This is a genomic window from Pseudoalteromonas sp. NZS127_1, from assembly GCF_015864295.1.
GTDB lineage: Bacteria > Pseudomonadota > Gammaproteobacteria > Enterobacterales > Alteromonadaceae > Pseudoalteromonas > Pseudoalteromonas arctica.
In genome coordinates, this window is the sequence record NZ_JADYXO010000013.1 from 81881 (window position 1) to 106201 (window position 24321).

The 24321-nt window shown below is 40.1% G+C and carries 14 protein-coding genes; 3 read left to right on the forward strand and 11 right to left on the reverse strand.

Annotated features, from left to right (window positions below):
* Positions 1–47 precede the first annotated feature (47 nt).
* The 3 genes from I6F50_RS12930 to I6F50_RS12940 all read right to left on the reverse strand — a co-directional run bounded on the left by I6F50_RS12930 (position 48) and on the right by I6F50_RS12940 (position 8053).
* Positions 48–2981 (reverse strand): TonB-dependent receptor, encoded by a 2934-nt coding sequence (locus I6F50_RS12930; protein ID WP_197176434.1) that lies wholly within the window; start codon positions 2979–2981, stop codon positions 48–50.
* Positions 2982–3046: 65 nt separating this feature from the next.
* The gene (locus I6F50_RS12935; RefSeq protein ID WP_197176436.1) at positions 3047–5707 is read right to left on the reverse strand and encodes a glycoside hydrolase family 16 protein; all 2661 of its coding nucleotides are present in this window, start codon (positions 5705–5707) and stop codon (positions 3047–3049) included.
* 321 nt (positions 5708–6028) lie between these two features.
* Positions 6029–8053 carry a winged helix-turn-helix domain-containing protein gene (locus I6F50_RS12940; protein ID WP_165740558.1) on the reverse strand — a complete coding sequence of 675 codons (2025 nt, stop codon included), beginning with the start codon at positions 8051–8053 and terminating at the stop codon, positions 6029–6031.
* A 170-nt stretch (positions 8054–8223) separates the two neighbouring features.
* Here I6F50_RS12940 and I6F50_RS12945 point away from each other — a divergent pair, with 170 nt between their 5' ends.
* Positions 8224–10005, forward strand: coding sequence for an alpha/beta hydrolase (locus I6F50_RS12945; protein WP_165740559.1), 1782 nt, complete (start codon positions 8224–8226; stop codon positions 10003–10005).
* 34 nt (positions 10006–10039) lie between these two features.
* Here I6F50_RS12945 and I6F50_RS12950 read toward each other — a convergent pair whose 3' ends face one another.
* Genes I6F50_RS12950 through I6F50_RS12985 form a run of 8 tightly spaced genes read right to left on the reverse strand, consistent with a single transcriptional unit; the run spans position 10040 to position 20661 of the window.
* Positions 10040–10831, reverse strand: a complete 792-nt coding sequence (locus tag I6F50_RS12950) for a sterol desaturase family protein (RefSeq protein WP_165740873.1) — start codon at positions 10829–10831, stop codon at positions 10040–10042.
* Positions 10824–11504 carry a CDP-alcohol phosphatidyltransferase family protein gene (locus tag I6F50_RS12955; RefSeq protein ID WP_165740874.1) on the reverse strand — a complete coding sequence of 227 codons (681 nt, stop codon included), beginning with the start codon at positions 11502–11504 and terminating at the stop codon, positions 10824–10826. The genes I6F50_RS12950 and I6F50_RS12955 overlap by 8 nt, the downstream gene beginning before the upstream one ends.
* Before the next feature lie 44 nt (positions 11505–11548).
* Entirely contained in the window at positions 11549–12187 is a 639-nt protein-coding gene (locus I6F50_RS12960; RefSeq protein ID WP_165740875.1) for an ATP-binding cassette domain-containing protein, read from the reverse strand.
* 56 nt (positions 12188–12243) lie between these two features.
* Entirely contained in the window at positions 12244–13998 is a 1755-nt protein-coding gene (locus I6F50_RS12965) for an ABC transporter permease (protein WP_165740876.1), read from the reverse strand.
* On the reverse strand, positions 13995–15329 hold the full coding sequence (locus tag I6F50_RS12970; protein ID WP_165740877.1) for an ABC transporter substrate-binding protein: 1335 nt from the start codon (positions 15327–15329) through the stop codon (positions 13995–13997). Before I6F50_RS12970 ends, I6F50_RS12965 begins: the two co-directional genes overlap by 4 nt.
* On the reverse strand, positions 15316–16134 hold the full coding sequence (locus tag I6F50_RS12975) for a DUF547 domain-containing protein (protein ID WP_165740878.1): 819 nt from the start codon (positions 16132–16134) through the stop codon (positions 15316–15318). The genes I6F50_RS12970 and I6F50_RS12975 overlap by 14 nt, the downstream gene beginning before the upstream one ends.
* A gap of 2 nt (positions 16135–16136) precedes the next feature.
* The gene (locus tag I6F50_RS12980; RefSeq protein ID WP_165740879.1) at positions 16137–18290 is read right to left on the reverse strand and encodes an FAD-dependent oxidoreductase; all 2154 of its coding nucleotides are present in this window, start codon (positions 18288–18290) and stop codon (positions 16137–16139) included.
* 10 nt (positions 18291–18300) lie between these two features.
* Positions 18301–20661, reverse strand: coding sequence for a TonB-dependent siderophore receptor (locus I6F50_RS12985; protein ID WP_197119645.1), 2361 nt, complete (start codon positions 20659–20661; stop codon positions 18301–18303).
* 426 nt (positions 20662–21087) lie between these two features.
* Here I6F50_RS12985 and I6F50_RS12990 point away from each other — a divergent pair, with 426 nt between their 5' ends.
* Both I6F50_RS12990 and I6F50_RS12995 read left to right on the forward strand, forming a co-directional pair.
* Positions 21088–21501, forward strand: coding sequence for a hypothetical protein (locus tag I6F50_RS12990; RefSeq protein ID WP_165741369.1), 414 nt, complete (start codon positions 21088–21090; stop codon positions 21499–21501).
* A 284-nt stretch (positions 21502–21785) separates the two neighbouring features.
* The gene (locus I6F50_RS12995; protein ID WP_165741368.1) at positions 21786–24302 is read left to right on the forward strand and encodes a plasma-membrane proton-efflux P-type ATPase; all 2517 of its coding nucleotides are present in this window, start codon (positions 21786–21788) and stop codon (positions 24300–24302) included.
* Positions 24303–24321: the final 19 nt, after the last annotated feature.

Here is a 24321-nt window from a genome sequence, read left to right on the forward strand (position 1 = left end):
AGCCGCTTGTTGTAACAAGCGGCTTAACCTTCTAACTAGGAAATAGTTTAGAACGTGTAACGAGCACCAATTGAGTAACGAGGACCGTATTGATTAGCAAATAAGAATTGCTCTTCGTAACGTCCGTAACCTTCTTCGGTGGCATTATTTAAGTTTATGCCATCAAAAAATACCGTTACGTTTTCGTTTACATCGTAGTTAACGCTCATATCCCATTGGCCATACGCTTTAGCATATTGCGGAGGCGCATCAGCTGAACCTTGCGCTTGGCCTACACCAATTAAGTACGCGTCGCGCCATGCGTAAGTAATTTTAACTGATAGGCCGTCTTTTTCGTAAAAGCCTTGGAAGTTAGCTGAGTCACTTAAGCCTGTAAGTGGTGCTTGTTGATCAAGGCTTTCGCTATCAAATTCAACGTCGCCATCTACAAATGTTGCGTTAACACCAATACCAAAACCGGTTTCACCAATTAAGTGCTGAACAGCTACTTCAAAACCATCTACCGATTTACTGTCGGTGTTTTGTGGTTGGCTAATATTCCATGTTATTAGCGGATCGTCGCTGTTTGGTTCAATAACGCCATTTGCATTGCCGTAACCGCTGGCAATCATTTGTGCAAAAATAGCGTCGGTTGTTGCTTGCTCGTCACGTGATTCAATATCGCTTACGGCTTGTAAGTAACGAGGGCCGTTTAAAATATCGTGCAAGCCATCAATAGTGGTTTGCGTAATGGTGGTTTGAATAAAGTTATCAACATCTTTTTTAAAGTAACCAACAGATGCGTAGCTGCCTTCTGCGTAGTAATACTCAAGTGATAAATCAAGGTTTGTTGATTCAAACGGTAATAAGTTTGTATTACCTTGGCCACCTGTACGAGAACCTGGTTTTGGGCTGCCTGTTAAACTACGACCACCGGCTAGATTACCTAGTGGTGCACGCGACATTGTTTTACCCCAAGATACGCGGGCTACTACGTCTTCAGTTAAATCAACACTTACGTCGATTGAAGGCAGTAAAACATCGTAATCACCTTGTTGCTCTAAGAAGTTATCATCGCCGCCAGCAGCGTATTGCATGATCCACTCTGAAGCGCTGATCCAATTAACTTGATCTTCAACGCGTTGGCGCACAGTACTTGTTACGTCTGTTTGCTCATAGCGTAGGCCTGCATTTACTTTTACGTAGTAGTTACTTACGTCAAATTCCCAGCTTGATTGAACATAAAAGCTATTAGTGATTTCTTCTACGTAGCTCTCGCTATCTATTCCGTCTGCGTATGCATTAGCTGTATATGCATCGCCACCCGTTACATCAGCCGTTAAATACGCAATTTGGCGCGCAACAGCTTCGTCAAAGTCATAGGTATAGTAGTAACCAGGTTGTAAGTCGCTGCCGCCGCCATCAAACTGATCTAAAAGGCCTGATGTATCGTTGCGGGTAAACATACTATCTGGGAATATTTCTGTATACGATGGGTTAAAGCCTGGACCACCTACTAAACCACTCCACGCGGTGTAACCACCGGTGTTTTGTTCTGTACGTGATGCGCCAAATTTAACTTTAACTAAACCAATGTCATAGCTTTCGTTATACCATGTCGTATGCAGCTGTAATTGTTCAATGTTTGATTCACCTGGTGAATGAATAAACTGACTAAAGTTTGAATCAATTTCGCCAGGCGTTAATTCACTTGTGCCATTTAACCAATTAACTTGTGCACTGGGTACTTCGCCCGTACGGTAATCATAAATTTTATTAGCTAGCTGATCAGAACCTAAAATTACTTGGCCGGCACTTCCCAGCCCGTTGTCGGCGCCGTTATCAGTTTCGTTTTTAGAGTCGTGGTAATCAAGCTCTACGTGCCACGTGTCGTTAATTTCCCAATCTAGATTTAAACCTAGAGAGCGCGCTTTTACTTCTGTAGTACCTTTATTAGCTGTGAATGATGCATCGTTACCGCTAATATCAGCATAAACAGCTGTACCATTTTCATCTAGTTCGTAGCCATTAATATTGCTACCAAAGTCGTTCCAAATACCCCAACCAATACTTTGAGAACCTGTTACAGCTTTACTTGCGGTGTAATCAAGTGTTGCTACAAAGCCATCTACCGGTGCAAACTGAAAAGTAACTTGTCCGTTCGTACGTTCACGTTCTACATCTTCAATAGAGTAGTTCATGTCTTTAGGGAGGTAGTAGTTACCTGATGTATCTGTACGGTTATCAACAACGTTGCTGCTATCTAAATCAGGTAGGTCTACGTTTGCTTGCCAGCCTTGAATATTGGCACTTTGTTTTTGAAAGTCACGCTCTTGGTGCGAAAACGAAAAACCAAAACCAAAAGTGTCATCTACAAAAGTATTGCTGTAAACAGTAGAAAACTCTGGTGTTACGTCATCGCCAGCTTCGTTTGACGAGTCGTGGTTTGCTTTAACGGTTGCTGAAAAGTTCTGACCCGGCTTTTGAAAAGGGCGCGCAGTAGAAATATTAACTGTTGCACCTAAGCCACCGCTTGGCACGTCTGCACGTGCAGTTTTAAATACTTCAAGCGCGCTTACACCTTCAGAGGCGATGTTTTCAAGGTTATACGAACGTGTATAACCTGTGCCCGGCATTTGGCGGCCATTTAAGGTAATTAAGTTAAACTCAGGGCCAAAACCACGTACTGTAATTTGGCTACCTTCACCGTTTGCACGGCTCACCGATACGCCGGTAATACGTTGTAATGATTCTGCTAAGTTGGTATCTGGGAATTTACCCATTTCTTCAGATGAAATGGCATCTACAATGCCAGAAGAGTCGCGTTTCATATCCATAGAACGAATAAGTGAACCACGAATACCTTTTACTTCAATAACTTCTACATCAGATGAAACGCTTGTTTCTGCTTCTGCCGCAATAGCTGTGTTTAATGTGCTCGCAGCAATGATGAGAGACACAGAAGCCGCAAGTTGGCTCTTTTTAAAATTGAATGTGTTCATAATAGCTCTGCTTTATAAAATGTTGTTGTGTAGCAATAGGCGCTAAGCGCCTATTGGTGTGTGTTTTATGGATTTGCAATAATCACGTTGTCTATACGGTAAAGCGCGCCATCGCCCATGTCCCAGCTAGGAAAAACCATAATTACGTTTAATGCGCTAATGTCTAAGCCGGCATCAAATAATTGCTGAAGAGGGAAGGTGTATGTTTGCCATTCGCCCGTTACAGGTACTTGGCCTTCAACACTGCTAGATAAAGCAAGCTCTACGGCACTCGATGTACCAATTGATTCAATTTTAAATAGCCATTGTGCGTCAATATCTGAAGGCGCAGAGACTAGTTTCATATCAAATTGAACTACACCATTTTCAAGTATTGCAGAGGCATCGAACGATACGTCTTCATCAGCAATAAAGCCCATTACTGTAGCAATAGAACCAATGCTAAATTGCGCTACTGCGCCATGCGCGTCATCATCGGTTTCTGTTGTTGGTGTAGAGCCACCACAACAATCCCAAATACTCCACTGATCGGCAGGTGCATCTTTAAATACAGTAAGCTCACCCGTTGCAGCTGGCGCTGCATTTGGATTATAAATCTTAACGTTATCTACACGGTAAACAGAGCCTTCACCTGCACCCCACGCTGGGAAAATCATTAGTACATCTATAGTACTTACATCTAAGCCAGCAGCTGCAAGATCAGACAGCTTAAACGTATATGTTTGCCACTCGCCAGTAACTGGCGCTACGCCTTCAACACTTGCCGTTAATTCAAGCTCTACTGCAGAGTCACCTTCGTTTGATTCAACTTTAAATAACCACGGTGTTGCTGGGTCGCTCGGTGCAGATGTTACTTTTAAATCAAATTGAATAACGCCTTCATCTAAAATGCTACTAGCATCAAACGATTCACCTGCGCCACCTAACGATGTACGGCTATTAAAGCCCATTACAGTAGGCTCTGCACCAATGCTAAATTCTGCGGTTAAACCATGCTCTTCATCATCCATAGCTTCAACAGGGGTTGAGCCACCACAACAATCCCACATTGGCCATGCTAGATTTTGCTCATCAGTAAAAATAGTAAGCTCAGGTGATACGCCTAAGTTATCTTGAGTAATCTCAACATCGTCAATTAAATAAACAGCGCCTTCACCTGCGCCCCATGCTGGAAACACCATGATCACATCAATTGCACTAATATCTAAATTTGCAGCATCTAGATCTTTTAATAAAAATGTATAAGTTTGCCATTGGCCAACAACAGGACTTACGCCTTCAATGCTATCTGTAATCGGCATTTCTAATGCGCTAGAACCTTCATTACTTTCAAGTTTTACAAGCCAAGCTGCATCAGCAGTGCCTGGTGCATTTGTTACTTTCATTTTAAAACGAACGTAACCTTCATCCAGCATTGGAGAAGCATCAAACGGGCTGGCTTTTCCTTCTTCGTCAGTAATAAAAATCTCACGGCTAATAAAGCCCATTACAGTGGGTTCTGCACCTACTACAAATTCAACTACATCACCTTGGGTTTCATCTGCAACAATAGCGGGAGTAGATCCTCCACAACAATCCCATGCAGGCCAATTTGGATTAAATGACTCACCAAAAATAGTCAGTGGTGTTGCAATGCCTGTCGAAGGTGGGCTAGGAATTGGTGCATCGCCTTCAAGCAATGCATCTTCTAGGCTATTGTAACCCGGGCGAATAGTTTCACAGCCTTTACCTGTTTCAGGGTTTGATGCACATTGATAAACACGTACGTAATCAATAGCAAAGGTTTGGCCGTTTTCAAATGCGCTAGCATCTATACCTAGATCATTAACGTTTTCAGGCCAGTCGCCGCCTACTGCTAGGTTTAGCAATAAGTGAAAGTCTTTATCAAATGGTGCGCTATCCCAGTGAGTTTCAAGCTCGCCAGAACCTTGCTCAAAATATTCTGCAAACCAGCCACGGTGTTTTAGACCTACAGCCTCGTCACTTGCATTAGTACGAACTTCTGATTGACGCTGAGTTGCATAAAGGTAACCGTCTACGTACCAGCGAATTTCACCTTCTTGCCATTCAACAGCATACGTGTGGAAATCATCTGCCGGGTTAGTATTTTCAGGGAATTTAAATTCTTTGCCCGTAGAGCTGTTATCTGGCCACGCGCGTCCGTAATGAAGTGTGCCGTGGATGCTTGACTCTATTCCACCGTCTTCATCCGGTGTTTTAAGATTTACTGATTCTAAAACATCTATTTCGCCAGAACGAGGCCAAGTGCCATAAACTTCATCTGTTGGCAGCATCCAAAATGCTGGCCAGCTACCTTGTCCTGATGGAAGTTTGGCGCGCACTTCAAAGCGACCATACGTAAAGTCAGCGTTGTAACGCGTATTTAAGCGTGCTGAAGTATAAGGTTTTTCTGCACCTTCTTCAGCGGGTAGGGCAACAATGTTTAACACACCGTCTGCAATAAATGCATTTTGCTCGCTGTCGGTGTAACACTGTTTCTCGTTGTTACCACCGCCATTGCAGTTTAATTCATAGTTCCATTTGTTTGTATCAATGGCTGAGCCTTCAAACTCGTCGCTCCAAACCATTTGCCAATCTGATACTGGTTCAGAGGCATCTACATTTTCAAAATTTGATTTAGTGGCAGAGTCGCCACCACAGCCAGCTAACGTAACTAAAGAGATAGCGGCAAGTAAACGTGTAATGTGCGTTGTTTCAATGTTCATAACTGAACCCCGGTTTCAACAGATTATTGTCAGATTAATTGTTTTACGATCTATGTATTTTTGTGTTGTAAGCGCTTACATTTGTAAATGCGTTTTGTAAGCGCTTACAAATGATATTGTGGAGTACGCAAATGGTCAACATATTTGTTTATTTTATTTACAATTAGTTTACGGTAAGACCAGTTGCAGGACTGAAAAATACATAAATACGAGGAGCGTAAGCAGTTTACTTATTTACATATGTATTGCTAAACAGTTTATAGTAAAGCATTTTTATTATTTTATATTTGAAAAACACACACCTATATTTAAAAACGATAATTAAAAGGTATATTGATAAATATCACCTTGAATGGTTTTTAGGCGTACCCAGAATATATGTTGCTGATCAGGTGCCACTGTATATTGGTGAACAAAACCATCAGGTTTTGGCATGATCAAATTCTCTTTTTGAGTATTGATATTAAAAGTCCAAATTCCCGTTGCTTCTCGATAAAAGTATAATTGGTGGTCAATAAGTTGCCAGTTTAGCCAGTTGATTCGATTGAAGTTTTTAATAACAAGTTCTTCACTTGTTGTTGTTAAATTTTTACGCCATAAACCATCTACATTAAATTTAGAGTAATAGAGGTATTGATCTACGATTCTGCCGCTATAACCCCCATTTAAAGTTAATTGACTGTGTGTATCGGTACTTCGTTGATACAACCACAGTTGCCATTGTCCAGAAGCGTTTGTGCTATAAATAATGTTATTTTGTGCGTCGTAATTAGCAACATAGCTATTGTGATTTTTAGTAAACACTTTTTGATAGGCATTTTTATTTAAATCTAGTTCAAAAACATCGCCGTGCTTAGTAAATAAAATACGGCTGCCATCATCAGATAGTTCGTAGCGTACAAACTGTAGATCAAAGGGTAAATCGATATCAATTAATTGGGCCTCGTCGTTTTTAACTCTCCAAAAGTGATGGCTTTTGTAACGCGTAGACAAAAAAGTTTGAATGTTTGCCCGCATACGAGGAAGCAGCTCTGTGCGCGCACTTTGCTGCCACACATGTTGACTGCTGTTAATAGTGTTATATTTTACAATTTCGCTTACGACATTAAGGCTACTTACTAATAGCGAGGCATTCAATTTAGCTGGGATAATAGCTAAAGAGTTAATTGTAAAATCTAATTTTTTTATCGAATAATATTCACCACTAGCGGCTTCTAAAGAGAAAATAGTGTTGTTGTTTGCGATAACTAAAGTATTGTTTTTAGAATGCCATACAAGACTTTTTACACGCAGATTAACTACGTATTCGTTTAATTTATCTTCTTCATTTTTAATAATTATTTTTGAGTCGTTTTCGCTTATATAACGAACAATAGCAAGTTGATTACTATGGTTATTGTAGGAGAAATCAAAATCGCCCTTAGTATTATTTTTACTACTTGGATTTGTAATTTGTCTTAATCTACTCGTGTTTATATTATAGCTATATACTTGATATGGATGAGATTTACTAAAACGTTTATTGAAGTAAAATGTATTGTTTTCTCCCCAAGCTAGTGAGGTTGGGAACTCATCACATGAAAATAAAAACTGCTTTTTCTTAGTGTGTACATGATAAGTCGAAATTAAACATTGTTCATCAATGTGTGTTGCATAAACGATATATTCTCCATCAGCACTTATCGTCGCCAACGAATTTGTTAGTACACTGTTTTGAGTATGTGTTTTTGTATCATATAAATAAACCGATTGACGGTCATCCTCATCAAGGTGATGGAACAAAATGAGTCCCCCAGATTGGGTGGCCGAGAGCTTATATTCTCTACCTTGCAAACCAATCAATGGCGCACTAACAAGTGATAATTTATTTGGCGTGATTAAGTTTTCAACTTTGAAGAGTGTGCTAAAAAGGGTAATTAATAGCAGAGTTATAATAATTGCAATAATTGATGCTTTTTTGATATTGCGCATAGGTTTCTTGAATGATGGGCTTTTAAAAGCAACCTTTTGCTCAACAGGCATTTCATCGTGAGAAATATCTGTGTTCGTTACAGTAGCAACTAACCGATACCCATGAGTTGGGACAGTTTCAATAATATTTTCATTAGTTAACGCTGAAAAATGGTTTCTTAATAAAGACACGGTTCGATTGATCGCTCCCTCACCTACAACCCGATTATTCCAGACTTCAACTATGAGTTGGTCGCGAGTGACAATTTTCCCATTAGCTGCTAGTAAAGTAATTAATAAACTGAATACTTTTGGTTCAAGTTTTCTAGTTTGACTGTCATTTTTTAATGTTCGCTGCTCTTCGTCAAAAATAACACCAGAAATATGGACAGCCATAGGGTTCTCTATCATATTGAAATTACATTGCTTTTTAAAACATAACATAAATATAACAAAAACATAAGCGTCAACTATGGCAACAACAAATAAGTATATGATTTGCTACCAACTCATATTTAATGAGAGTAGAGAAGATGCGTACTTATTTATATTTATTATTGAAAATAATGACTGTCACATTATTAATGGCCGGTTGTAATGGTACTAATAAGGATTCGAGTTTAACAAGTACCCAGCCCAAGGGTTTAACTAAAGTTAAATTAAAAAATCGAAGTTATTATGTGGCAACACCACGTAATAACTTTGATACAAAAAAATCTTATAAGCTTTTATTAGCTTTTCATGGTTCTGGGCAGAGCGCTAAAAATATGCAGAGTATGGCTGCGTTTGAATCTGCATCAGAAAATTATATAGTTGTTTACCCACAATCAAAAGTTGAAGAGTGGAATGAAGGATGTGATTGCAATAAACCCCATCGATTAGGCATTAATGATTTGATGTTTGTCGAAAATGTTGTTGATGATGTTAAAGCTAAATACAACATTATTGATGGAGAGCTTTTTGCGGTCGGGTTTTCTCAAGGAGGTTTATTTACACAAAATTTAATGTGTAATAGTAGTTTAAGGTTTGCGGCCATAGCATCAGTTGCCTCGCCTATGTCAGAGCAGCTGTCTCAACGATGCGAGATAGTAAATCACACCAACTACATGATGGTACAAGGCACAAATGATCAGACTTTACCCTTTGAAGGTAAAACTCATTCAAATTTTGGATTAATCCCAAGTAGGCTTGCTATTGAACTAATAGCCAAAGAAAACAGTATTGATTCGGGTGTACAATTAGAAAAAAGTCAGGCAATCGCTAAATATACATTTAAAAATGATAGCTATATCAACCAATTGGTAGCAATTGAAGGAGGTGGGCATAGTTGGGAATTTAGTAGTTTTAACACCACGGATGAATTAATAAGCTTTTTTAATACAGTAAGTAAAACTAAACTCGATACCTACTCAAAATTATATCGCGTTGATCAACAACAAAAAAACGATGTACATGTACGTAGCATGGGCCTTGAACATTCGGGGCCCGCGATTATTCTTTTATCGGGCTTTAATAAAAACTTTCATAGTGACAGTGCTTGGTTTGCTTTACTGCAGCCATTGATAGCAAAAACTCATCGTGTACACGTCATAGAACGCTTTGGAAGCGGTTTTAGTAGCCCTGCTGAGCAACCATCGTATGCTTCTTTTGTGCCTGCATTAGATAAAACGTTAGGACTGCTTAATGAAAAGGAGCTAATTATTGTTAGCTTTGCCAGTGCAAATATTTTGGCTCATTTATGGCAAAATTCACCTGATTCACAATTTGTAACTAGCCTTAACGGTATGGTGTGGATTGACCCCGATGTTTTGCTGCCACACTCTATTAGCTTGTATCAAGATTGGCCCGTATATTGGTATAGAGATGCAGGTGATACCTTAATCACACATATAGAAGAAGGTAATTGGACGCAAAGGACTCGAGATAAATTAACTGATGAACGTACAGCGACCGAAACACTCATCCCTTCACAGTATAAAGCAGAAATGGATTGGCCGTATTTTGATTTAATAAGCCAAAGCCGTACTCAAATTGATAAACAAGTAACACGAGCAAGAGAGATTATGAATTATCATGATGATTTAAATCGTGTTATTAGTGCCGATATAGCCACATCCACTCCAATCTCCGTTATAGATACTGATTTTGAATCGTATGATATTAAAAATGCAGAACCTGACTTCGTCGATAATTTAGTATTATGGCAACAAGAGGGCTCTTTATGGAGCCAGCAAATTAGTGAGCAATCGGGTGGGCAATATATACCTCTAAGTAATAGCGATCATATGGCAGTTTTTCAGCGCCCAGACGATATTTTAAAAGCAATAAAAAATATAAAAAGTAAATAACCTGATGTAATATATTAAATAAGTGAGCTTATGCTCACTTATTTTTAAATGGCATAATCAATAAACCCCACAATGAGGCATTTTGCTTTTGGCTTGGGTATTCTTTTAAGCCAATATTTATATCTGCGTCGGTTTTTTTTGCTTTATCTTTGTAGCTACCAAATAATTTATCCCACCAAATTACACTAAAACCATAGTTTGAGTTAGTTTCACTAACTACTTGGCTGTGGTGAATACGATGCAATATTTGCGTCATTAATATTAAACGCAGTGGTTTTTCTATTGCATTGGGTAGGCGTATATTTGCATGGTTAAATAATGCTAAACCATTAAGTGCTATTTCAAATATTAATACTGCAATAGCAGGTACACCTAAGGCAGTAACTGCAATGAGCTTTATAAGTATGCTAAGTATAATTTCGATAGGATGAAAGCGCAGGCCTGTACTGGTGTCTACGTGTGCATCGGCGTGGTGTACACGGTGCAAACGCCATAAAATAGGTACGTTATGAAATAACCTATGTTGCCAGTAAATGAGTATATCGAGTAATAGCATGCTTAAAACAATAGTTATTACGCTTGGCATGGCGATTTGGTTAAATAAGCCTATGCCGTGTTCTTGATTATAAAGTGCCACGGCAGTTAACCCAATAGGGACCACTAAGCGCGCAATAACTGATGATGCAAACACTAATCCAAAATTAGCAAACCAACGAGTGCTGCTTTTAATGGGAGATGTACGCGCAGGCATACGCGATTCAAGCAGCATCATAATAACTAAAATGCTAAAAAAGCAGCCTAAGCGCCACCATATTTCGTTAGTCATTTATTACCTCAGAATTTGCACTGCTAAGGGTATCTTCAGTTGCTTTGTTAGCACCAGCTTCTTGTTGCTTAAGTGTATGATAACCACCATGTATACGGGTAAAAATGGTTATGCCACACGCAATAGCAAAAATACTCGCCATAATGGCAAAATGCTGCGGCCAAATACAAAATGCAATAAATAGCGCTATTGTTTCAGTACCTTCTGTTAAGCCGTTTAAGTAATAAAAGCTTTTGTATTTAAATTGCGGTTTTTCGAGTTTAAATTTTTCGGCTGCAATCGCAAATGCCAAAAAGCTTGAACCCGTGCCAATAAATGTGGCAAGCAATATAGCGCCTGCAATCGCATTTTGTTCAGGATTTGCCAAAATAAACCCAAGTGGAATAGCCGCGTAAAATAAAAAGTCGAGCGTAATGTCTAAAAAACCACCTGCGCTTGAACTTTGGTTTGCATAGCGTGCTAATGCGCCATCAAGCCCATCTAAAATTCGATTTAAAGCAATGGCCACTAATGCGCCGTACCACATTTCAAACGCCAGTAATGGCACCGCTAATAATCCAACTAAAAAGCCAACTACGGTAAGCTGGTCGGGCGTTATACCGCGCTTGTGCATTAATGCTACAACCGGTGTTAACAGCGGCTTTATTACAGGGGTAATATATTTGTCTAACATGTTTGGTGCCTTATGCGTTTAAAGCTATGTATTAAAATCATGTATTAAAGTGCGCTACTTAGAGTAATGAGTGTGCCATTTGCAGCTTCTGCGTCGCTGTGGTCGTGGGTTACCATTATTGCGGGTAGTTTGTGATCCCGTATTTGGCTAAACACGAGCTCGCGTGTATCAACACGCAGTTGTGTGTCGAGTTTGCTAAAGGGTTCGTCGAGTAAAATGGCTTTAGGTTCGCTCAGCAGCATACGTAATAATGCAACACGGGCTTGTTGTCCGCCAGAGAGGTTATCGGGATGGCGATTGCCCATGTCTTTAAGACCTACTTGCTCAAGTGCGTGTTCTATTTTTTCAAGGCGTTGTTTTTTATTACCTTTGGGCATTGCAAAGGCAATGTTACCAGCAACCGTTAAATGCGAAAACAATAAAGCGTCTTGATAAAGCACTCCAATATGGCGCAAGTGTGGAGGGGTGTTATCGATATTTTGACCGTTAAGCCATACTTCACCATTGGCCTTAAAGCTACTTGGTAAAGTACCTGTAAGCCAATTTAATAAGCTTGATTTACCACTGCCTGAAGGGCCCATAATAGTTAGAATTTCACCGCCATTAACTTGCTCATTTAAGCTAAGTAGCAACTCATTTTGGCGATAAAGCTGACAATTTTTAATCTGTAATGATGACTGCATTAAAAAAACCTTAACCCTGATAATGTTAAACATGGGTGCTTTAAATTTGCGCACTTTTAAATACGTGCGCTTTTGAAAAAGTATTTAGGTAAACCCCATGCCAATATAAATCCAATAAGTGGCAACGCCATTTGCATAATAGCGTACACGGCACTGGTGCGTCTGCTTGCGCCATTGGCAAGCGTAACGGCTTCGGTTGTTATTGTGGCTATTCGCCCGCCGCCAGCTAAAAGCGTGGGTAGGTATTGCCCAAAACTAATGGCTAAGCCCAGTGCGGCTGCAATTAAAATAGGAGCAAACAACTGAGGTAGTTTTACTTTAAAAAACACCTTGCATGGCGCTGCACCTAGGCTTGCTGCAACATGAGAAAAACGAGGATCTAAGCGCCTATAGCTGCTCGCAAGTGACAAAAACACATAAGGCAACACAAACAGTAAATGAGTAAGTACTACATTAAAAAATGCGGCTTGGTTATTCACTAGTTGTTGTATCCATACTAGCCCAAACAAAAAGGCAATACTGGGTACTAATAACGGTAAGTAAATAATTAAACTGGTAAAGCGAGAAATAGGCTTGTCACTTAATTGCTCTGATTCTAAGCACAATAAAGTAAGGATAATGGCAAATAGTGTGGTTACTAAACCAATTGCTAGCGTATTAAAAAGTGGGCTGCTCATTTGCATTAGCGCACTTTTAAAATGCAGTAGCGTAAATTGTTCAGGCATTGCATCTGGAAAGCGCCAAAAGCCGGCAACCGACCACATAACTAAACCAATAAGTGACAACAGTATAAAGCTAATTACTAATGCGGTGAGTACTACCGTTATTTTTTGCCAATAAAATCCTCCGTATTCACGCACTCCGTTAGTAAGAGAGTCACCAAATAACACTTTTACAGCCTTTTCTGCGCCAAGCCAAAGCGCTAACAACCCGCCTGTAACAGCCAGTTGTAATAAAGCACCTGCTGAGGCTTTAATTCGCAGGTTTAAATCAACATCGTTAAACCAATGCATGATAGCTACAGCGAGTGTTGGCGGTGTATTTGGGCCTAAAATAAGTGGCATTTCTACACTGGCACTGGCATAAGCCAATACGGCTAAAAGCGGTAAACGCAGTAGCGGATAAAGACTGGGCAGTATTACTTTAAAAAAGGCGGTCATTGGGCAATAACCCAAGTTAAGCGCAACCTTGTGTTGCTGGCGTAACTTTTTGCCAAGCTCAGGTTGGGCAAGTACACCCAGTGCCATTAATAGTAAAAAAGGCAGCTCTTTGAGTGTTAAGCCCAAAATTATACTAATACCGAACGAATCATGCGGAAACATGCCGTTTGGCGCAAGTTCCCAGCCGCTCAACCAAGGCGACGCTAAGCGTGAAATCATACCTGAAGGGGCAATTAAAAACCCTACTGCAATAGCCGCTGCGGCATGAGGTATCACTAATATAGGGCTCAATAAACGCTGAATTCGATTAAGCCAAGGGCTATTAAAAAACGCAGCTAAAATCATTAAGGTAATGATAAACGCAAGTAGTGTACTTATTAAGCCTGTTGCAACGCTTAGGGTAACCATTTGGGTAAGGCCCGGTGTTTGCCAAAGGGCATTAAAACCTTGCAAGCTAAACGTTGTTTGCTCAAGTACGGGCGCATAACCAAAGGCAGGCAGCAATACGCTAATTAAGCCACCAAGTACGGGTAGTATAAGTAAAGCGAGTAAAAATCGCGGGCTAAATTTTACAATGCGCGTAAACATATCGGTGCTGCACTGCGTTGTTGCTTTGGTATTTACTGGTACACTTTTTGAAATAACGCTCATTGGCTTACTCCATAACGGGTTTGCCAACCTTGCATAATGGCGTTTACCCAGCTTGGATGAGGTTCGCTCAATGTGCGTTTAATACTGTTTAAAGGCAGTGCACTTGGATGCGGTTTAGCTGTTTTAAATAAGGCTTGCTGATCAGGCGTTAGCGTTGATTGAATAAGTACGCTTTTATCGCCCCATATATGCGCTTTTTGTTTTTCAGCTTGCGCCTCTGGGCTCATTAAAAAATTAGCCACTAATTGCGCACTTTGCTGGTGGGTTGCATTGTAAGGGATTGCCACAAAATGGGTATTACTTAAACTGCCATCACTCATTGCATAGCTGCGAATGCTGTTTGGTAAATCAAACCGTTTTACAGCTGCCGGTACTTCTGGTGCAGAAAAAGTAAAGGCTAAGCTGAGCTCTGTATCGTCTACTAGGCGGCGCATTTGCGCACCACTTTGCATAAAATGAGTGCCGCCGCGCCAAAGAGTTGGGTGTAGTTTATTTAAAAACTCCCACAAAGGGGTTAACACTTGCGCCGTGTTTTTAGTAGTAGCTGGTTGGTTTAGCTGCGCTTTAATGTTTTCGCTGCTTTGCTGATGCAGTACAACTAAGGCGTACTTTAAAAAGCTCATGCCTAAAAAGTCAGGCGGCTTTGGGTAACTAAAGCGACCAGGATTTTGCGCGCTCCAGTTTAATAATTCGTTTAATGTAGTCGGCAATTTGTTGTTTGCATTACCATTTATTGCAATGCTGTCGTAATAAAACGTAAGTGACGCTTGCCCCCATGGCGCTTCCATTCCATTGGTGGGTAGTCCAAAATCAAAGTTTACAGCAGGGTTGTTAGCCGGATCAGTTAATGCAAAGTTAGGTAATTTATTCGCCCATTCTTTTAAAAGAAGAGAGTGCTCGCTCATGGTGGCAAAGTTAGCCCCGTTGATCCACATTAAATCTACGCTGCCTTGGTTGTTATTGTTTGCTGATTTTTCGGCAAGTACACGGCTTACTGCTTCGCTGGTGTCACTTAATTTTACATGTACTAAGTTTATGTTGTACTTAGTTTTAACTTGTTTTGCAGCCCATTGAATATAGGCATTTATTTGCGCGTCGCCGCCCCATGCATAAAAGTATACATATTGATTGCTACCAAGTGTTTGAACTTGTTGCCAGCGAGATCCCTGTTGTGTGTTTATTACTAAATTACTTTTACTATTTGAGTTAATAACGGTATTAGCAAACGCAGTGCTCGAAAAAACAGCTAAATTTGCGATTGTACAAACGCAAAACGCGACACAGCAAAAGCTGTATCGCGTCAGTGTTTGCCAAAACTTAATGGCGAACATTTAAATCCCAGTTGTAGTCTAAAAATTCAACTTTCATGTCATCATTTTTAAGTGCTTTTTGCTGAGCGGGTATCAGTTTAAGAGCATCGCTGTATTGCAAGAAAAACTGCTGTAGCGTATTTGTACCTCTAAAACCTTTTTCAAAGTCATCGCCGTACCATTTAAATATTGAAGACACGCTTAGCGTATTTTCTTGAGCCATATTACGTGTCATATCTGATAAAAAGCGCACTGTTTGCTCTTGCAATTGGCTTTCTAAATCAGTGGCTGTATACGCTTCTTCTCGAAGCGCTGGGCAACCAATACTCGCGCAATTTACTGCAAAGTGAATGCGTGGGTCGTTGTATTTACCGCTGCCACGTATTAAACCATGTTCTATATCATCAAGGCTGCGAGTTTTGCCAAGTAATGGCACAAACTCTTTACTCCATGGTGAGCTAAAAAAGCTTCCTAAGTCTTTAATTGACTTGAGATCAGGGTACTTAGTTAAAATAAGCTCAACAGTCCACGCATTATAAGCATTGATTAAAAAAGCGAGTTGCTTAGGCTTTTCCCATGCGTCAAATTCGCTTTGTGTTACAGCCGTTAACGAATCTAAATACGTTTTTAGCTGTGCATGCTCACGTTTTATGGCAGCGTAATCAACCTCAGTACTGTGACCTTGGTTAATTTCGATAACGTGCTTATTTAACAATGTATTCCAGCTATCGTGCATGCTCTGGGCTTGGGCTGAAAATGAAGTTGCAAACGATGTTGCAACTAAAGCCGAGCCAAGTAGTAATGCTTTTAGAGGTGTTTTAAGCATAATTAACCTCGACGCCAAGTGTGGTATTTTTCAAGCAAGTTAAGCACTTTTTCAGGTGCATGAGCGCGTTTCCACTCACCTGCTGCGTATTTGTTACCTTCAGCCCATGTAGGGTAACTATGAATAGTACCGAGTATTTTGTTAAGACCTAAACCGTGTTTCATTGCCAGTACAAACTCAGCTATTAAGTCGCCAGCGTGCTCAGAGACCACAGTAACACCGAGTATTTTGTCTTTGCCTTTGGGTGTAATTACTTTAATAAAGCCTTTTGTAGCGCTGTCGGTAATTGCACGGTCTAGCTCTTCAAATTCAAAGCGAGTAATCTCAAAGTCTATGCCTTTGTCTTTTGCATCTTGCTCGTTTAAGCCAACACGTGCAACTTCTGGGTCAATAAACGTAGTCCACGGAATAACACGGTAATCTACTTTAAACTTTTTAAGGTGACCAAATAAGCCATTTACCGCTGCGTACCAACCTTGATGGGCTGCCACATGTGTAAACTGGTATGGACCTACAATATCGCCTGCTGCAAAAATATTTGGGTATAGCGTTTCAAGGTATTCGTTAGTTACAACAGTACGGTTTGTTTCTATGCCAAGCTCTTCAAGGCCGTAACCTTTAAGGCGTGCACTTCGGCCAACAGCACATAATAGCTCGTCGTATTCAATATCGATTTCTTTGTCGTTATGTTTAACAATAATGAATTTTTTACCATCGCGGGCTTCACAGCGCAGTGCCTGATGCGATGTTAAAATATTAACGCCACTTTCGGTTAACGCTTCGTGAGCAAAAGTAGACACTTCTAGGTCTTCTTTGATCATTATGCGTTCTGCCATTTCAATTTGCGTAACGCTTGAACCTAAACGTGCAAAGCTTTGTGCTAATTCGCTACCAATTGGACCACCACCAAGTACTACAAGCTTTTTAGGTGCCTCATCTAGCTCTGCAAATTTATTCCACAATGTATCGCTTGTTACATAGCCTGTTTCTTCAATACCAGGTAGTGGCGGTACAAATGGGCGTGCGCCAGTGGCAATCACAATAGTACGAGCGGTGAGTGTTTGCGTGCCACCGTCGTTAAGTTTAATTTCTACAGTCCACGGGTCTATTAATTTACCGTAACCTTTTACTACATCTACGCCTAAGTCGGTGTAGCGCTCAACACTGTCGTGTGGTGCTACATCTGCAATAACTTTGTGTACACGTGCCATTACTTTTTTGAACGAAAACTGCGGTGTTGCGTTTTCTAGACCGTAGTTTTCGCCGTGGCGAATTTGCTCTGCAATTTTAGCGCTTTTAATAACTGCTTTACTTGGAACACAACCGTAGTTTAAACAGTCGCCGCCCATTTCGCCCGCTTCAATAAGAGTTACTTTTGCTTTAACAGCAGCAGCAATATAACTTGTTACCAAACCACCAGCCCCAGCACCAATAACAATCATGTTGCGGTCGAATTTTTTAGGTTTAGTATAATTTTTGTATACTCGACGTTTTTTAAACACGTTTAAGATTCCTTTTGCAATGAAAGGGAAAATACCCAATAGAGCGAATGATAAAATTAAGTTGAACGATAAAATGCCAGATAAGCTATCTATTTGCGCCAGCTGTGTACCTGCATTAACAAATACAAATGTGCCGGCTAACATACCTGCTTGGCTTACCCAGTAATAAGTCCACGACTTTATTGAAGTAACACCCATCAATAAGTTAATTAAAAAGAACGGAAACACAGGCACTAAACGAAGAGTGAATAAGTAAAAACCACCTTCTTTTTCAACGCCTGCGTCAATTGCAGCTAAGCGCTCAGGAAAGCGTTGCTTAATAGTGTCACGTAGTAAGTAGCGTGATACTAAAAAGGCAAGTGTTGCGCCAATAGTTGATGCAAAAGAGGCAACCAATAAGCCTTCAACTAAACCAAACAATGCACCTGCGGCAAGTGTTAAAATAGCCGCGCCCGGTAAAGAGAGAGCCGTTACCACTACATACAATAAAAAGAACCCACCAATAACAAGTAGCGGTGATTGCTCTTTGTAATCGCTAAATTGATCCATCGACCCTTTTAAGCCATCAAGTGTAAGTAGTTGGTGTAAGTCAAAATGAAAGAACAGGCCGATAGCGGCAGCTGCAATCAATAATAAAAATATTTTTTTAATCATGTTCTCTCTCTTAAAAACTATGCGTAAGGGTTAACTTTGCGTTTATTGGCAACTCAGGAAAAGCCAATGTTGCACCAAAGTAACCGCCTTCAAATACAGGGCGCCAGTTTTTTTGATTCGTTACGTTGTTTACATCTAAACGTAACTTAGTACTAGGCGTAAAAGCATAGCTAGTATTAACGTTTAATGTGTACTGATCACGAATCTTAACTGTCGCCAAAAAGTCTAATGGGTAACTCTTTGTATATAGACCTGAAAAACCCGTTTGCCATTTCGAATTAATTGAATAATTTCCGTTAAAACTGAACGACTGCTCAGGAATGCCTTGAACTTGGCGATTAGAGCGTGCAAATGGAGTAAAACTAGGTGCGCCAACACTGGTACCTTCAATAATATCTGGACGTGAGTTGTCAAATGCATCGGCTACTTGAGCTGAATCTTGGCTACTTGCAGAATTATCGTAGCGAGCATCAATATAGCTGTAGCCAGCACTTAGCCAATAAGGGTAAGCATCATAAAATACTTGGCTTTCAAAGCCGGTAGTACGAATGCCGGTATTGCTACCATCGCGATTACGTAAACTACGACGTTGGCTGAATACTGCTCCATCGGCGTACCAATCACTGTCGGTTGGTGCGTATTTTAAACCAAATTCAACTAAAGTATTTTCGGTTGAAAAGTTTTGCGCGCTAATCGTGTTGTCGCCACCAAGAGACGTGCCGCCAGCCATGCTATTTGATGTGGCTTCGTTGTAACTTGCTGCACCATAAGTGGTGTAATCACCGTTTAATCGGTAGTTAAAGCTTACTTGCCCTGAATGTAGCTTATCGTTAATGCTATCACGAGCTGCAATTTCACCCTCTGGTGCTATTGGGTCGTGCGCGTCTACGTCATAAAAATCAATGCGGTAGCCAACACTTGTATGAAACTTATCTGTCCAATCAGAATCCTGCTGAATAGCAAAGCCTGTTTGCCATGAGCGCGAATCGGTAGTGTCTGATAAGTTAAAGTCGCCATTGCCGTCATTATTAATATCATATTGACCACCAGGGGATACAAATATACCTGGGCTAATTTCAATTAAACGCGCTTGTTGTACATCAGTTAAAGGAATGCGGCGGTTTGAAAGTGGGCCTGTTAAATCAATAGGTAAATCGGCTTCTGTTGTAAATTGGCTGTAGCCTAATACGCGGTTATAACGCACATCAAATGCAAAAATTGTTTGCTGGTCGCTATTCCAAAGATAGGTAAGCTCGGTACGGTTTTGCGCGGTATCGGCACCATCTATAATTTCAACAAAGCTATTTTGTGCAATTTCTTCGCGTTGTAAGTGCTGAAAATACGTAATGTTTTTTATTGATGCATTGTTGGAAAGTTCACGCTTATAAATGCTGTGTAGTAAATAAGTAGTGGCTTCGTTTTGATTATCAGGATCGGTAAGCACTGTACTGCGATCTATTTTTACTTGCCCAGTTGGTGAGATTATTGAACCTGCTGCCGGTACTGTGCTGCCATTTGCTTGCACGCCTTGGCCGGTAATATAAAGGCCATTATCTATTAGCGCTTGAGTAGGGCGGTTAATACCTGCGTTATCGGTAAATTCAACTTGATATAACTCAAAGTTAATATCCCAGCTGCTCTTGTCATCAGGTAATACGCGTAATGATGCAAATAAGCTGTCGCTCTTTGTGCCTGAAAAATCGTAGTAGCTGCCGTTATCTATGTGTTCAGCGCTTACTCTAAAACCTACTTTATCTTTTACAATGGGTGCACTGTAATCAACTAAGACACTGTATTGATCCCATCGACCTGCAGATACAGTTGCTTTGCCTTTGCTTTCATCCGTAGATGCTTTTTTAGAATGTAAGTTTACAAAACCACCGTTGCGTTGGCTTGAGCCAAATAATACTGGTGGCGCGCCTTTTACTACATCTATCTGTTCTATAGAGTTGAACGATAACGGCACACCAAAGCCATTATTACCAGCTTGACGGCGTGTACCATCTTGAAAAAGCTCACCCAGTTGCCCACGAATAGTAGGTAAACTGGGTGCCCCAAAACCACTGGCTGAATAGGTATTAGGGCTTACTGCGAGCACGTCTTGTAAAGTCGTAATATTGAGTTGCTCTATTAACTCGCTTGAAATTGGTGTTACTGATCGGGCTATATCTTGTAGGGCTAAGTTGTCGCCAAACGGGCCGTCTACAGTGGCGTTTTTAACCGAAAGACCTTGAGATTTAATAACTTGGCCTGCCACCTCAATGCGCTCTATTGCGCCATCTTTTGTTGTTTTTGATTCTTCGGCTGCAAAAGCATTAAGTGGTGTATTTAATATGGTGGCTAGGGAAAGTGCTAAATATGCGTGTTTCAAACGTTTTCTCTCTACGGTTAAAATGTTGTTGGCGATAAAGACCGAAAGGATTAAAAATAAATTTCAGTAAAATTTCGATTCTTTTTGTTTTTTAGAACATAACAAAACGGATGCATTATAAAGGTGGTAATTAAGTACTATTGTTTTATTAGTTGGTAAAATATTAATAGAGCGATTGTATTAGAGTGAATGTAAATATTTGCTTTTAATGGGCTTTTTTAATTATAGACTACTTTTCACCTGCTAACATTTTAAAATTGTTAACTTTTACGCAGCATTTTAAAATTCCTAAAATAAGCTTCACTTTTATTACTACAAGGCTTAATTACTTTTTTATTTAAAATAATTAAATTTTTTTGAAATAAAAAATAACTTATACGGTCTAGGTTACTTCAGCGTTTATTAATATTTATTTAAGGAAGTTTTATGACAGGCTCAATCAATTCTGATGTTCAAAACCGTTTACAATGGTCACTTTTATCTTTGCGTTTAGGCGTATTTATTGTAATGGTTATGTGGACGTTTGATAAATTCGTAAATCCTGGTCATAGCGCACGTATTTTTGAACATTTTTACGGTATTAGTGGCTCATCTGATATTGTTGCTTATGTAATTGGTGCTCTTCAACTTGTTTTAGTGTTGGCATTTTTAGCGGGTATTAAAAAGCGCGTTACTTACGGTATCATTTTTGTAATGCACGGCTTATCTACGCTTTCTTCGTACAATCAGTATATAGACGGTTTTAACAACTTATTATTCTTTACAGCGTGGCCAATGTGGGCAGCGTGTTTTGCACTTTACTTACTACGTGACCAAGACGTTAAGTTTACTGTAAAGTAATCAAAACTAATCGTTATAAGCCGACAGAGCTGTAACTAAAAAGTACACGGGGCTAAGTTATTTACTACTTCGGCCCCGTATATAGCCTTTCGGCAATTCTCCTCGTAACCCAATTTCTTAGTCATCCTTTTAAAATAAATTTTTCATTTTATTTCAGTCTCAATATTGCGTTAGATCAAATTTAATACATTTTTAAGAACAATATCGACTGCTTTAGTTTATGTTAGCTATACGGTTAGTCGGTTTTAAAAATTATTCAACTCAATGTTGTATAGAAGGCTTGCATGAAAAAGGTCAAAATCTCATCAGTACATCAATCACCAAACCGTTCAGCAAATAAATCAACAAACAATCAAAATAGTGATGAATGGAGTAACCTCGATTTAGCACAATTTCAAGAAAAACTAAAAACATCACCCGACGGGTTAAGCCAAATTGACGCAACACAAAGATTGGTACAATACGGGCCTAACGAACTAGTCGAAGAAAAAACAAACTTATTACTCAAATTTTTATCTTACTTTTGGGGGCCAATACCGTGGATGATCGAGGCCGCTATTATTTTATCGGCACTTGCTAAACACTGGGCTGATTTTTTTATTATTCTTGTATTATTGTTGTCCAACGTATTGGTTGGCTTTTGGGAAGAGCACCAAGCGGGCAATGCAATTGCTGCATTAAAAGCAAAATTAGCAAATAAGGCGAGAGTACGCCGCGATACTCAATGGCAAAACTTAAATGCCAGTGACCTTGTGCCAGGCGATGTTATAAGAATGCGTATGGGCGATATAGTGCCTGCTGATGCGCGTTTGTTAGATGGCGATACAGTAGAGGTCGATCAATCATCACTTACGGGTGAGTCGTTACCGGTTATAAAGTCGGCGGGTGAAACTGTTTATTCGGGATCTATTATCCGCCAAGGTGAAATAGAGGCAATAGTATACGCGACCGGTGCAAATACCTTTTTTGGTAAAACAGCACAGTTAGTACAAGGGGAGCGAACTGCAAGTCATTTTCAGCGTGCGGTGCTTAAAATTGGTAATTATTTAATAATGCTTGCTGCGGCTTTAGTACTGCTTATAGTTATTGTTGCTTTGTTTCGCGATGATCCAATGATCACCACATTACAGTTTGCACTCGTATTAACTGTTGCTGCAATACCAGTTGCAATGCCAACAGTGCTATCAGTTACTATGGCTGTAGGCGCTCGTTTATTGGCTAAAAAGCAAGTGGTTGTAACACGTTTAGCTGCAATTGAAGAGCTAGCGGGTGTTGATATTCTTTGTTCTGATAAAACCGGCACATTGACACAAAACCTATTAACGTTGGGTGACCCGTTTTATATCGAAAACTCAATAAATAAAGGCTCTGCTGAGCAAGTTATATTGTACGCGGCATTAGCATCTCGCTCAGAAAATAACGATCCGATTGACTTAGCAGTATTACAAAGTGTAAAAGCTGAGCAGTATCTAGATTCTTATCATATAGAACATTTTCAGCCATTTGATCCTGTGAGCAAACGTACTGAAGCATTAATTAAAAATGCTGATGGCAAAACGTTTAAAGTGACCAAAGGTGCACCGCAGGTTATTTTAGCTTTGTCGGCTAATATTGAGGCAGTTAAAACTCAAGTTGAGGCATCAATAGATGAATTTGCAGCACGTGGGTTTCGCTCTTTAGCGGTTGCTAAAACAGACGAGCAAGGTAAATGGCAATTTATAGGCGTATTGCCACTTTTTGATCCACCGCGTGAAGAAGCAATACAAACCATTGCCGATGCAAAAGAAATGGGTATGAGTGTTAAAATGGTCACGGGCGACCAAGTAGCCATTGCGCGCGAAACTGCAAGTAAACTGGGTTTAGGGACAAACATTCTTGATGCTAGTGGATTTGGTGCAACTGAGTATCATCAAGCCACACAGTTAGATGATTCTATCGAGAGTGCTGACGGATTCGCACAAGTATTCCCTGAGCATAAATACCATATTATTGATGTGCTTCAGCATAGAGGGCACATTGTTGGCATGACAGGAGATGGCGTAAATGATGCGCCAGCACTTAAAAAAGCTGACTGTGGCATTGCTGTATCGGGTGCTACAGATGCAGCGCGTTCAGCAGCATCAATTGTGTTAATGACCGATGGCTTGTCGGTTATTATTGATGCAGTTAAAGAAAGCCGAAAAATATTTCAACGCATGAACAGTTACGCTATTTACAGGGTTGCTGAAACACTGCGCGTATTACTGTTTATGACCATGGCGATATTAATTTTTAACTTTTATCCGTTAACAGCAGTCATGATTGTAATGCTTGCTTTACTTAACGATGCCGCCATTTTGTCTATTGCATACGACAATGTGCATTATCAAAATAAGCCCGAGACATGGAATATGCGGCTCGTTTTAGGTATTGCATCTGTGCTGGGAATTGTAGGGCCAATTGCAGCCTTTGGTTTATTTTACTTAGGAGATAAAGTATTTGAACTCGACCGTCCTCATCTTCAAACATTAATGTACTTATTACTTTCTGTAGCAGGGCATTTGACTATATTTTTAGCGCGTACCCGAGGTCCATTTTGGTCTATTAAACCGTCTGCTATATTAATGGTCGCCGTATTTGGCACGCAAGTTATAGCAACACTTATTGCTGTTTATGGTGTGTTTATGACCCCACTAGGATGGGGATGGGCACTTGCTGTGTGGGCATATGCTTTGGTGTGGTTTTTTATTAACGATGGTTTAAAGCTAGTGGCGTATCGAATTTTTGATCCGACAGAAGCACCCTTACTAGAGAAGAGTTAGCATATAGGCTTAAAAAAAT

Coding starts and splice junctions, on each gene's coding strand:
- I6F50_RS12930 (WP_197176434.1), bottom strand. CDS start 2,981: ATGAACACATTCAATTTTAAAAAGAGCCAACTTGCGGCTTCTGTGTCT.
- I6F50_RS12935 (WP_197176436.1), bottom strand. CDS start 5,707: ATGAACATTGAAACAACGCACATTACACGTTTACTTGCCGCTATCTCT.
- I6F50_RS12940 (WP_165740558.1), bottom strand. CDS start 8,053: ATGGCTGTCCATATTTCTGGTGTTATTTTTGACGAAGAGCAGCGAACA.
- I6F50_RS12945 (WP_165740559.1), top strand. CDS start 8,224: ATGACTGTCACATTATTAATGGCCGGTTGTAATGGTACTAATAAGGAT.
- I6F50_RS12950 (WP_165740873.1), bottom strand. CDS start 10,831: ATGACTAACGAAATATGGTGGCGCTTAGGCTGCTTTTTTAGCATTTTA.
- I6F50_RS12955 (WP_165740874.1), bottom strand. CDS start 11,504: ATGTTAGACAAATATATTACCCCTGTAATAAAGCCGCTGTTAACACCG.
- I6F50_RS12960 (WP_165740875.1), bottom strand. CDS start 12,187: ATGCAGTCATCATTACAGATTAAAAATTGTCAGCTTTATCGCCAAAAT.
- I6F50_RS12965 (WP_165740876.1), bottom strand. CDS start 13,998: ATGAGCGTTATTTCAAAAAGTGTACCAGTAAATACCAAAGCAACAACG.
- I6F50_RS12970 (WP_165740877.1), bottom strand. CDS start 15,329: ATGTTCGCCATTAAGTTTTGGCAAACACTGACGCGATACAGCTTTTGC.
- I6F50_RS12975 (WP_165740878.1), bottom strand. CDS start 16,134: ATGCTTAAAACACCTCTAAAAGCATTACTACTTGGCTCGGCTTTAGTT.
- I6F50_RS12980 (WP_165740879.1), bottom strand. CDS start 18,290: ATGATTAAAAAAATATTTTTATTATTGATTGCAGCTGCCGCTATCGGC.
- I6F50_RS12990 (WP_165741369.1), top strand. CDS start 21,088: ATGACAGGCTCAATCAATTCTGATGTTCAAAACCGTTTACAATGGTCA.
- I6F50_RS12995 (WP_165741368.1), top strand. CDS start 21,786: ATGAAAAAGGTCAAAATCTCATCAGTACATCAATCACCAAACCGTTCA.